The organism is Maribacter sp. R77961, from assembly GCF_044594925.1.
Lineage (GTDB): Bacteria > Bacteroidota > Bacteroidia > Flavobacteriales > Flavobacteriaceae > Maribacter.
Window position 1 is genome coordinate 3334934 of record NZ_CP138991.1, and the last position, 12391, is coordinate 3347324.

Genomic DNA, 12391 nt, shown 5'->3' on the forward strand with positions numbered 1-12391 from the left:
TCGAACTGTTTTATGATGGAGCGGGCAGGATACCCAAATCCGATTCAACAGATTATAGCCTACCTATTCTGGCGCAGTTCACCTTTGTGGTTTATGCATGAACACAGGGCCTGTAATTCGCTACAATCTTCATGGAAAGGCAAAGATAGAGGAGAACGAAACCTTACATGGCAGGCAGGAGGCCACCGGTTCCCCCGAAGCTTCGGGACGGTATTGTCCATTTGTATTTATAGGGCTTTCAAGAAATTAGAAGCTTTTTATTTGCGTGGTCCTAAGAATAGTTTTTCCTTTTTTTATGGGTTAGATTTTATTCTTTATTCAACAACTTTTTGCTCAATTCTTCTAAGGAAATCCCTTTGGTTTCCGGCATAACCGTAATAGCCCAAAATAGTTGTAGCACCATCATAGCACCAAAGAAATAATAAATATACCATACCGCATTTCTTAAAAGTCCTTCGCTCGCATCGAGAAAAAACGGAGTAATCAAGGTTATAATCGCTGCAAAGACCCAATGAATACTAACGCCCCAAGATTGGCCGTAGGCACGTACACTGTTTGGATATATTTCTGAAATAAATACCCAAATTACAGCACCTTGTCCAATAGCATGAGCGGCTACAAAAGAACAGATAAATGTGAGGGTAAGGGTAGAGCCCAAATCAAACTGAAAGCATAGTCCTACCATCACTAAACTTATGATATAGCCGAAAGAACCTATAATAATCAATTGTTTCCTGCCCAATTTGTCCAACAAACGCACCCCAATAATAGTAAAGATTAGATTCACAATGCCAATAGCGATAGAGTTGAATAGTGATTCTTTTCCTCCAAGACCCGCTTGCTCCAAAATTTCCGGAGCATAATAAAGCACAAAGTTTATACCCGATAGTTGATTGAACAGTGCTATAAAAAAACCAAGCCAAATAACTCTGGAGAATTTCTTTTGAAAGAGATTTTCATTTTTATCGGACTCCACCAAATCCAATTTTATTTCATCCAAGTGCTGTTGTGCAGTTTCTTTTGAATATATGAGTTCTAACACCCTTAGTGCACCTACATCGTCTTTTTTTTGTAGTGCTAACCATCTAGGACTATTCGGAACTTTAAGGACCATAATTGTATAAATCAATGCGGGTATGGCTTCTACGCCTAGCATCCAACGCCAATCGTTAGGACCATCGAAACCTTTGAGCAGCCAATTGGATACAAAGGCAATTAAAATTCCGAAGACTAACCAGAATTGATAGAGACCTCCAAGTTTACCTCTATTTTCCTTAGAGGTGATTTCTGAGATATAGATTGGAGCTGCTACAGACGAGATTCCTACACCAACACCGCCAATAAATCTAAAGGCCGAGAAAGCGTAAGGGTCTTGTGCTAAAGCACAACCAACGGCTGAAACAAAAAAGAGGATACCGATCCAAAACAGCGTTGTTTTACGACCTAGTTTTTTTGTAGGAATACCACCGAACAATGATCCAAAAACTGTTCCCCACAATGCCATACTCATGATAAACGTACCATGAAACAACGGAGAGGTCTCCCAGAGTTGTTTTATGGGGTCATTTGCACCGCTTATTACAACAGTATCAAAACCAAATAAGAAACCGGCTAATGCAACGGTTATGGACCAAACTAGTATTCTATTCATAAAAATAGTTTAACAACTTCTAAATATAACAAAACAAAACTTTAACATACCCCATAATTTAGATGAGTATCTTTGTAGAGCACATCAAAGGAAAAATACGATATGGAAAATATGAAAGGAAAAGTGGCTTATATAACAGGTGGTTCCAAGGGTATTGGATTAGGGGTCGCAGCCGCACTTCTAAGTCAAGGTATGAAAGTCGCTATAAGCGGAAGGGGCACCAAGAGTTTGGACAATGCCAAAAACGTTTTAGGTGGTTCAGATGAAGTGCTTTGTATTTCATCGGACGTAACTAATTTCGATGATGAAAAAAACGCTGTTACTCAGATTTTGGAAAAGTGGGGAGCATTGGATGTTGTTTTGGCCAATGCGGGTGTAGGTCATTTTGCACCTGTTGACGAGCTTTCCCTATCCGATTGGAACACCATGGTCAACACCAACCTAACCGGTGCATTTTATACGCTAAAGGCAGCTATGGAGGGCTTAAAAGCATCAAAAGGATATTATATCACACTAGCTAGTTTGGCGGGCACCAATTTCTTTGCTTCAGGTGCAGGTTATAATGCCACTAAATTTGGAGTGGTTGGTTTTACACAAGCTGTAATGTTAGATCTTAGGAAGCACGGCATAAAAGTTTCTACCATTATGCCAGGTTCTGTTGCTACACATTTTAATGGGAATGAACCAAATGAAAAAGATGCTTGGAAGATTCAACCTGAGGATATCGGTGAGCTTGTAATCGATTTATTAAAAATGAACCCTAGGACTTTACCAAGTAAGATAGAAGTTAGGCCCACAAGACCAGATTTAAAATAGTATTATACCTCCTTTTCTAAAAAATCTATTTTTGGATTCGTGATTTCAGTAATGAGGTTAAACAAACAGCGTTCAAATTCCGTTAAAATTTCAGGTGTGATGGTTTGTTCTTTACTCTTTTTTGAAAATTCCTTTTTCGCAAAGTATAAGGTCCCTGCCCTCAGATTCTTGAGGGCTACTATACCAGCTCGTATTTGATGACCTGGATGCTGTTGAAGATACATATAAGAATAGCATAAAAGTTGAAACGCCTTGCTGTATTGATAATCTTCCACTAGGGAGTCCCATTCCGTTAGTTCTACATTTCTTTTTTCTACTTTCCCAGTTTTATAGTCAATAATTCTCGTAGTTCCGTCTACTTCATCTATACGATCAAGTTTGCCTTTCAGTACTACAGGATAATCAATCCCGGGTATATTAAGCGTTACGGAAAGTTTTTCTTCTAAGGCTATTATTTTAGTTGTAAACTTGCTTAGCCCGTCAATTTCGGTTGTTATAAAATTTTCAATGTATTTGATGATAACATAATAAGAAATAAGGTTCTTACCTGTGCTGAAATCACCGTCGAGATAGGTTTTCTTAAAATTCTTTTTGACAGTATCCTCAATTTGTAATTTTGCTTTTTCCAGTCCATCCTTTGATAAATGTTTACCCACAAATGGGGTGTATAATTCTTCTAAAGTGTCATGAACTATGGTTCCAAATGTATTTGCCGCCAGAGTTTCTTCTACGGAAGCAATGGTATTAATGCCCAAAAGGTTCTGTTTATAAAAGTCTATGGGGTTTCTAATGTAGTTACTTAATGAGCTTGGAGAGAACCCTTTCTCAGCATATTTAGCTATAAGTGAAGTTAAGCTATCAGTTTTTACTATTCTTTCAGGGTTTTCTTGTATGATGTTTATTTGAGGGGAGGCTATAATTTCGGTAACGTCTTTCCTATTGGGGTCGGTTAATAGCTGTGTAATAAGTCTACTTTTCTCACCACCTTCCAGTACGTCTGGTTCGGTATTGTAAATTAGGTGAATATTTTGAGCGCGTTGCAATAGTCTATAAAAGTGATAGGTGTAAATGGCGTCTTTTTCTTTATAGGTAGGTAGGCCATGGGCTATTTTTAAATCGAAAGGGATAAAGGAGTTGTTGGATTTTCCAGAGGGTAAAATACCCTCGTTAACAGAAGTAAGGATAACCGTTTCAAAATCTAGATTTCTACTTTCTAACATACCCATTATTTGTAGACCTTCGAGCGGATCACCTTTAAAATCCAAAGTTTCGGACGATAAGAGTTGTAGGTATAAACTCTTTAAACCCTTTAAATTAGTTATATAGTTGTACTTTTCGAGAAGGTCTTGCAACTGGTTGAACAGCGTGTGAAATTTATACAACTGTTCTAATGCTAAATTGTTCTCATTTTGAACATGAATATCTTTCAATTTAAGAATTATGGCATTACAGTTGTCTATAAATTGTTTTGGTTTAGCTAGGGTAGTACTAAAAAGTAATTGCACTACCGTTGCTTTATAATCAAATAAAGTGCTTAGGTTTTTCTTGTTTACGTAGGTCCAATTTTTGGTTCTTATTGTTGTGATAATTTCATTCGTAGTAATTTCTAAGGTGCCTAAAAGGGCAGATGTGACTGGATGTGCTAGCAAGGCTATAAAATCTTTATAAAACCAGCCTTTCTCGCTTGGTTGTTCGTGAATTTCAAAAAGACGTTCAAAGAAACTGGCAATGGAACTATCCCTTAATTGTTGCCCCATGGTTATGTTAACCCTTTCAATAGTATTGGGAATAGAATTTAAAATAGGATTGAGAAGGTTCTCGTCTGCTAGAATTAAGGCCGTATTTTTTAATTGATGGGGGGATTCTTCTTGAATTTCTTTAAGAACATTACCCACGTATTTTGATTGAGAGATATTTTTGGGCACTCCAACGGCGCTAATTTTCTTTTCGGACAAGTAATGATTACTCAATCCTTTTAAGGAGTTCTTTTTCAGATAATTCCACTGGGTTTTATGATTTCTAATAAATAGACCTGCATCATGAATAGGATCTTCTAAAAAATAGGAATCGATATCAAAATAAATAGTAGACTTAGTAGCACTTAATATGGTTTGAATTATTTTACTTTCAGCAGTATTAAGGGCATTAAAACCTATAAACAAATGCGTTTTTGAGTTTTGATTTAAATATTTCTGTATGTTATTCGCTGCTTCACGATATACCAAACCTTGATGACCATGGTTTTCTTGGAGTAATTTTAAATTGAAAGCGGAGTATAGGGGTGATAAATGATTCCAGAAATGAAGATAATTCTTCATTAATTCCGTTTTCTCATCGGTTAGGGACCAATGATTTAGCTCTTGAATAGCAGATAGGTTAGAAAATAGTTTTGGTCCGTCTATGAGATAGCGGTCTATTTCATTAAAATCCTGAAGTAAGGTTTGACCCCATTTTAAAAAGGATTCGAAGGTTTCTTTTTCAAAATCGCCAACAGTAAGATAGGTTTCATAGAGTTCGAAAAGCTGTTGGGTATTACTTATGTATGTTAGTCCGGCAACCTGTTCAATAAATTCTTCTATACTATATATTAGGGGTGAAATAATCGTTTTGCCAATTTTCTTAGAAATAGCTTTTTTGAGAAACGTACCGGCTCGTTTACTTGGAAGAATAAAGACAAGCTGTTCAAAATTATTAAACTCTAGGTTTATGTCTTCAATTACTTCTTCTATGAAACTTTGCATGTGGTAAAAATAAAAAAGCTCCGCAATTTGCGGAGCTTTTTGTTTATTAAAACACTTAGGTTTTTAGAAACTTATTTTACCAAGTTGATTTCTACCCTTCTGTTTTGAGTTCTACCAGCTCTAGTATTATTAGTAGCAATTGGTTTGTCTTCTCCGTAACCTACAGCAGATAATCTGAATTCTTCAATTCCTTTCTCTACTAAGAATTCTTTTACAGAAAGAGCTCTTGACTCAGAAAGACTTTGATTCAATTTAGAACTACCAACACTATCAGTGTGACCCTCTACAGTAAACTTAGCGTTAGGATATTCTTTCAAGATTGTGATGATATCTACCATTACAGAAGTAGACTCAGCTTTGATAGAAGACTTACCAGTATCGAACAAGATGGTTCTCGCATAGTCGTTCAATTGTTTCTGAACTTCTTCAGTTACTTCTGGACAACCAGCGTTAGCTACAGTTCCAGCAACATCTGGACATTGATCGTCTTTGTCTAATACGCTATCACCATCTTTATCTGGCCATGGGCATCCTTTGTTCTCAGCAGGACCTGCTTCGTTAGGACACTCATCGTCTTTATCAGCAACACCGTCGCCATCAGCATCAGGACAACCAGCTAAAGCAGCAAGACCAGCTTCATTAGGACAAGCATCATCCTTATCAGCAACACCGTCACCGTCAGCATCAGGACATCCGTTCATTTCAGCAGAACCAGCTTCGTTAGGACAGCTATCTTTGCTATCTTCTATACCATCGCCATCTGCATCAGGACAACCATTGAACGCTTCTAAACCAGCGACTTCTGGACAAGCATCGTCTTTGTCGTATATACCGTCACCATCAGTGTCAGTACCACCGAATTTAACAGAAATACCTGCTAAATGTTGGAAATGTTTTACTCCATAATCTTCAAAAGCGTGCTTGTAAGTAGATTGTAAAGTAAGACCAAGGTTTTCAGAGAACCAAATGTTCAAACCAAGACCACCGTTTACTGTACCAGCACCGATTTCATCAACCCAAGTATAACCACCACCAATCTCGATAAACGGATCGATAACAGATTCTTTTTTGATGAAGTCATATTTAATTGTACCATCTATAGCGTAGTGAGATAGGTCATCAACTGAAACGTCACCTAATTTGCTTATTTTGTTTAAGGAACCTCTTGCTCCAATAGAGAATCCGTCTCCAACAGACTTAGATACTCCTACAAAAGAAATTGATGGAAGAATGTTCCAGTGATCGTTCGCATTAAAGAATTCATTACCAAAAGAACTCGTAGCACCTACAGGCAGATTGTCTGCACTAGTGGGATATACGTCAATGGCGTTAACCCCGAACTGTACTTGCCAAGGATTATTCTCGTCTTGCGCTTGTATGTTGTTAAAACCTACAACGAGTAGGACAACAACTAATAATTTGCTAAGATGTTTCATGTTCAAATTTTTAAGTTTAAGTGTTTATTAGCTGCAAATGTAAGTTGTTAAATATTATTAACAAAATCAATTTCCTATTTTTTTTAACGCATTTGATAGAATAAATCAAGCATTTAAACGATTTTTAATTCCTTCCCAACTTCAATAAAAGCTTTAATCGCAAAATCTAAATGGGCTTTTGTGTGCGCTGCGGATAGTTGTACTCTTATTCTTGCCTTATCCTTAGGAACTACAGGATAAAAGAAGCCTATGACGTAAATACCTTTTTTCAATAGCATGTTCGCCATGTCTTGTGAGAGCTTGGCATCATAAAGCATTACAGGAACTATTGCAGAATCCCCATCTATAATGTCGAAGCCTGCTTCTTTCATTCCTTTTTTAAAGTAATCGGTATTTTGTTGAAGCGTGTCCCGTAAAGAAGTATCGTTTTCTAACATCTCAAAAACTTTAATTGATGCTCCTACGATTGCTGGCGCTAGAGAATTAGAAAATAAATAAGGTCTGGAACGTTGTCTTAAAATCTCTATGATTTCTTTTTTTGCGGTAGTATAACCGCCCATAGCGCCCCCCAATGCTTTTCCCAAGGTTCCTGTTATGATATCAATTCTGCCCATTACCCCCTTTTCTTCTAATGTTCCCTTACCTTTTGGGCCAATAAAACCGGTAGCGTGGCATTCATCTATCATGACCATTGCGTCATATTTGTCGGCCAAGTCACAAATATGATCTAAGGGAGCTACAAGTCCGTCCATAGAGAAGACACCATCTGTAACTATAATCTTAAATCTAGCGCCATCTTCATTGGCTTGTTGTAATTGCTTCTCTAAGTCGTCCATGTTGCTATTGGCGTACCTGTAACGCTTAGCTTTACATAACCTAACACCATCTATTATGGAGGCATGGTTTAAAGAATCTGAGATTATGGCGTCCTCTGCGGTTAATAACGGTTCAAAAACACCGCCGTTAGCATCGAAAGCTGCAGCGTACAGAATGGTATCTTCCGTACCATAGAATTCTGCTATTTTTCTCTCTAAAGTTTTATGGATATCCTGCGTACCGCAAATAAACCGAACAGAGGACATGCCAAACCCATGGGAATCCAAGGTATCTTTAGCGGCCTGAACTACTTCTGGGTGCGATGAAAGGCCTAGGTAGTTGTTGGCACAGAAGTTAATTACCTCTTCTCCTGTAGAAATTTTTATTACAGCATCTTGGGGAGTAACGATAATACGCTCCTCTTTAAAAAGGCCGTCTTGCTGTATTTGATTCAATTCCTTTTCTAAATGTTCTTTAATTTTTCCGTACATCTTTTAGGGTATAAATTCTACTTCTATGTTATCGTTAATATAAACAATGATTTTATGTGCTACTACATAATTCATATCTAAAAAAGTAGCGGCGTAGGTATTTAACTGATTTTTGTATTTAGGATTTTTACCTCCTGTCTTGTAATCTATGATATAGACTTCCTTATTCTTAATAACTACTCTATCCGGTCTTTGTATTGTTCCGTCTGCTATTAGAATATCCGTTTCGTTGAGAACGGTTATTCCAGGCTCAAATAATGCCTTCAAATCTTTATGGAGCAAAACTTGAAGAAGGGTTGATTTGATCTGTTCTGATTCCCTGGCGATAATAATCCCTTTTTGTACACCAATTTTCAACGCGGTTTCCAAATCCTCTGCGAACTTAATGAGTCCTAAGAGATAATGGATGGTATTTCCTTTTTTAATCGCTTTTTCTTGTTCGGTATCCCAAAGCATACCAGCTCTTGTTAGGATGCTAAAACTAGGCCTATCTTTATGGGTATATATATAAGGTATGGTTGTGGTGTAATTTTCTTTGGACAAATTTTCTTCCTTTTTAGGGGCTACACCGAACTCATAATTAAATGTTTCACCATTCCAAAGCTGCTGTTCCTTTAGAAAATGAATGAACAGCCCAGAAAAATAATCCGTTTTGTAAGTTTGGTTTTTTTTAAAATCTTGAGCGCTAATGATATACATTGCGCAAACGGCCCTTGTCAGTGCTACGTAAAGCAAATTAAAGGAGTCCAATTGCAGTTTGCCCTGTTCGTCATTAAAAATTTGAGCTTCCGTATTACCATAATCCAAAACCTCTTGTTTTTTAGTTATAAGCACTTCACTAAAGCCTGAATAGGCGTCAGAATCCATGGGTATCCAGAGTTTGGGGTCAATTTCCTCATATATATTCGTATTTGCATAGGGGTATATCACTACAGGAAATTCTAATCCTTTTGCCTTATGAATGGTCATTATCTGAACTGCAGCGGTGCTTTCTGGAATTACGATACTTATTTTATCCTCTTTTTTGTCCCAATAATTTAAAAAGGATTGTTTATCTGCACCATCCTTCTGTTCTATCTCAAAAACAGTATCCATAAAGGCGTTTAAATAGGCATCTTGAGATTGTGAAAGATTAAAAATTCTAATGGCATATTCCATGCCATCGTAGACTGAAAGTTGTGAAAAAAGGTCACTATTAAAATTGAATTCATTCTGAAGTCCAGCAGCTAAACCATGAATGTGTTCAAATATAAAATCGTGTTTATGTTCGCTTTTCTTGGAAAGAAAATGTAAAATAGAATAGGAGAATACGAGCTCTTCTGGTTGTAAGGACCAACGTATAAGGTTTACTAAAAATTGTATTTTGGGACTTGCGGAGAGTAAAAGTGATTCAGACGAGATTACTGGTATATGTTCCTTCATTAAATAATCTGCCAAGTAGACACCATGTTTCTTCTTGCGAATAATGATACAAATATCCTCAAGATCATAACCGTTGGATAAGGCTTGGTTAATAGCTTCCAAAGTCTTCTGTCCGTAGTTCTCGTTGGTATCCTCTTCCAAAAAAGAGAGTTTTACGTAACCCCCTTTTTTAGCATTGGTTTCTTGTTTATTCCCTTCCTTAAAAAAGTGTTTATACTTATCATTTTCTAAAAACTGACTGGCGCTTTGAAAGAAGCCATTGTTAAAGTTGATTATTTCTTTATGACTACGGTAATTTTTAGGAAGTAGGTGTGTGTCTGCCGCTACAGAAAAAGGACTGGTTTGTCCTGTAGCTAAATCTAGAAATTGTTCCGCCTTTCCTCCGCGCCATCTATAAATCGCCTGTTTTACATCCCCAACTAAAAATAAGAAGCCTGTTTTTCCAAAATCGTCCTCACCTTCTAGAGAACTTCCTATTAAGGGGATTAAGTTGGTCCATTGCATTTCTGAAGTATCCTGAAACTCATCTATAAAATAGTGACGGTATTTTTCTCCCAGTCGCTCATAAATAAAGGGTGCGGGTTGGTTCTTTATTTCATTGGAAATAATGGAATTGAATTCTGAAATTGATAGTTGGTCCTTTTCCTTTTGAATCGCCACTACCTCTTGTTGAATGGCGTTCAGTAAAGTAAGCGGTACGAGATTTCTATAAACGTTGTGTGCAAAACTTCTTTTATAAATCAATGTTTTTAAGTCCAAATATTGTTGCAAAAGCCGAATAGGTATTTCGATTGATGGTAAAACAACATTTGCTTTTACTATTTTTCCACTGATTAGATTTTCTTCTAGCTTGTTTTTGTATAAGATGGAAGGGGATAAAACTCCGTCTTTTATTTTTTTAAAATGATTTGGCAAAGTTTGATAAGGAAAATCGCCCATCTCAAGACCGCTTCCCTCAATATATTTAAGCGTCTCCGTAGCCATCGTGGATAATTCTTTTTCTAAGCTCTGAAGTTGACCAATGATTTTTTCCTTAAGCACCTTGAAGCTTAGAAGGTCTTTATCTTTTAATGAAGCTAAATGTGTAATATTATTTTCATTAAAAAGTAGTTTTCCAATTTTTAAAAGGTCGTAGCCAATGTCCCAACTACGGTCATCGTCAATTTTTTCAAGCGCAAAATTTAAAAGAACTTTTGTAAGTTCTTTGTCCTCCCCCGCTTTGGATAGTATTCTGGCGACTGCCTCATCCAAGAGCAAATCCGTATCTAGGACAACTTCAAAGTTTTGAGGAATTTTCAAATCTCTGGCAAAAGTTCGTATTAGTCTATGCGTAAATTTATCTATGGTAGAGATGTCAAAAAAAGCATAATTATGAAGAATTTCTTTTAGCCGTAGCTCACTGAGCTTTTGAAGTTCTGGAACCGATAGTTCAAGCGCATCCATAATTTCTAGAAATAAAGGAGAGGCTTTCTCGTTCGCTGTAACCTTACTAAAGTTAAAAAGGCTTTGTAAAATACGTCCCTTCATCTCATTAACCGCTTTATTGGTGAATGTGATGGCTAATATTCTTTTAAAACTAAAAGGTCTAGAAAGAATAATTTTAAGATATGCACTGGACAAGGTATAGGTTTTACCAGACCCAGCCGATGCATTGTAAATTTTAAAGGAACTATTATCCACTTATTTTTACTTGCAAAATAAGGATTCTAGTACAGTTCTTAACAAATAATTATAGGAATATAAATGTTAAAACCTGTAAATTTGAAAAGCAATTAATATTAATCTTTTAAACTATAAATTATGGCTTTTGAATTACCCAAATTGCCTTATGCATATGACGCTTTAGAGCCACATATCGATGCAAGGACAATGGAAATACATCATACGAAACATCATAACGGATATACTACCAAATTAAACGGTGCAATAGAAGGTACTGATTTAGAGGGGAAATCTATTGAGGATATCCTATCTAGTTTGGACATGAACAATGGCGCTGTACGTAACAACGGTGGTGGCTTTTACAATCATTCGCTTTTCTGGAGCGTAATGTCTCCTAACGGAGGTGGGGCACCTTCAGGAGAACTCGCAGATGCTATAAACAGTGCATTTGGTTCTTTTGATGCATTCAAAGAAAAATTCAGCACCGCTGCAGGTACTAGATTTGGTTCTGGATGGGCATGGTTGTGTGTACACGAAGGTGGTAAAGTAGAAGTTTGTTCTAGCCCTAATCAAGATAATCCTTTAATGCCAAATGTTGGCTGTGGAGGGCAACCAATCCTTGGTTTAGACGTTTGGGAGCATGCATATTACTTAAACTATCAAAATAGAAGACCAGATTACGTAAGTGCTTTTTTCAACGTTATAGATTGGAATAAAGTGACTGAATTATATAATGCAGGGAAATAAGAATAGTTAAGAAAATTCTTGTTAAATAATAGAGTAGCAACCACTTAAAGAGAAATCTTTAGGTGGTTTTTTTGATTTTTATGTATAGAAAAGGGCGGAGAAGTCTCCACCCTTTTCGTCCCAAATCTTACCATAAACTTAACCTACTTATGCTATGGCAATACTAAATTACTGGTATTGTGGGAAATAAAAAAAGAAATTTTAAGAAATTTTTAATTATCTCCTCAATACAAGGATAGTTGTAAAAACATCAGGGAGGAATAAAAAACGAGTCTGTTTTTGAAATAGGATCAAATAAAAAAGGCAGAGCATAGCTCTACCTTTTTTCCCCAAATCTTACCATGAACTTAACCTACTTATGCTATGGTTCTTCAAAGGTAAAAGCTTTAATTTTTTTGTGAAAAGGTATTTGTTTAAAGGTTTATTATAGGGTTGAAATACCTCTTGTGTATTATTATCTTACAGTAAATGAAGGAAGTTGGGAGGTATTAAAAATTGGATAATAAAAAGGCGGAGCATTGCTCCGCCTTTTCCCCAAATCTTACCATGAACTTAACCTACTTATGCTATGGTTCTTCAAAAGTAAATGCTTTAATTCTTTTGGAAAAA

Annotated in this window: 7 protein-coding genes; 2 read left to right on the top strand and 5 right to left on the bottom strand. The window is 36.5% G+C overall.

Features of this window, described 5'->3' with window-relative positions; translation table 11 throughout:
• Window positions 1-307: 307 nt before the first annotated feature.
• Entirely contained in the window at window positions 308-1651 is a 1344-nt protein-coding gene (locus SJY09_RS14340; RefSeq protein ID WP_396636384.1) for a sugar porter family MFS transporter, read from the bottom strand.
• A gap of 102 nt (window positions 1652-1753) precedes the next feature.
• On the opposite strand from SJY09_RS14340, the gene SJY09_RS14345 reads away from it, so the two are divergent.
• Entirely contained in the window at window positions 1754-2467 is a 714-nt protein-coding gene (locus SJY09_RS14345) for an SDR family oxidoreductase (RefSeq protein ID WP_396636385.1), read from the top strand.
• Between the two features lie 2 nt (window positions 2468-2469).
• Here SJY09_RS14345 and SJY09_RS14350 read toward each other — a convergent pair whose 3' ends face one another.
• From SJY09_RS14350 to SJY09_RS14365, 4 genes are all read right to left on the bottom strand, one after another.
• Window positions 2470-5208 carry a PD-(D/E)XK nuclease family protein gene (locus SJY09_RS14350; RefSeq protein ID WP_396636386.1) on the bottom strand — a complete coding sequence of 913 codons (2739 nt, stop codon included), beginning with the start codon at window positions 5206-5208 and terminating at the stop codon, window positions 2470-2472.
• A 71-nt stretch (window positions 5209-5279) separates the two neighbouring features.
• Window positions 5280-6644 (bottom strand): OmpA family protein, encoded by a 1365-nt coding sequence (locus SJY09_RS14355; protein ID WP_396636387.1) that lies wholly within the window; start codon window positions 6642-6644, stop codon window positions 5280-5282.
• A gap of 113 nt (window positions 6645-6757) precedes the next feature.
• Window positions 6758-7951: a glycine C-acetyltransferase gene (kbl, locus tag SJY09_RS14360; protein WP_396636388.1), complete on the bottom strand. Its 1194-nt coding sequence runs from the start codon at window positions 7949-7951 to the stop codon at window positions 6758-6760.
• A 3-nt stretch (window positions 7952-7954) separates the two neighbouring features.
• A complete protein-coding gene (locus SJY09_RS14365; RefSeq protein ID WP_396636389.1) occupies window positions 7955-11053 on the bottom strand; it encodes a UvrD-helicase domain-containing protein in 3099 nt (1032 codons plus the stop codon).
• A gap of 120 nt (window positions 11054-11173) precedes the next feature.
• On the opposite strand from SJY09_RS14365, the gene SJY09_RS14370 reads away from it, so the two are divergent.
• Window positions 11174-11782 carry a superoxide dismutase gene (locus SJY09_RS14370; protein ID WP_396636390.1) on the top strand — a complete coding sequence of 203 codons (609 nt, stop codon included), beginning with the start codon at window positions 11174-11176 and terminating at the stop codon, window positions 11780-11782.
• Window positions 11783-12391 lie beyond the last annotated feature (609 nt).